1 protein-coding gene is annotated in these 239 nt (G+C 50.2%); it reads right to left on the reverse strand.

Annotated features, from left to right (window positions below):
* Window positions 1–4 precede the first annotated feature (4 nt).
* On the reverse strand, window positions 5–239 hold a 235-nt coding region (locus P9217_RS30340), incomplete at its 5' end, for a hypothetical protein (protein ID WP_278088344.1).

Below are 239 nucleotides of genomic sequence, written 5' to 3' on the forward strand. Positions count from 1 at the left end.
CTGATTACTTGCTCCAAATTCTATTCGCTAGCTTTTCTCCGATGGTATTGAGTCGAGGTACAACGCCATCGGCCCGCCTCGGCGAAAACACCATCGCAGCGATAGCGGACTGACTTGCAAGTTCACGATCTCCTCGCTCAAAAGCGAGAATACTGCGCAACAAACTCACTTCGGAAAGATTCTTCAAAATCGACTCTTGATTCCGAAGTTCTCGGACTGCTTCTGCTCGGGCCGAGATG

Source organism: Mesorhizobium sp. WSM4989 (assembly GCF_029625795.1).
In the GTDB taxonomy this organism is placed as follows: domain Bacteria; phylum Pseudomonadota; class Alphaproteobacteria; order Rhizobiales; family Rhizobiaceae; genus Mesorhizobium.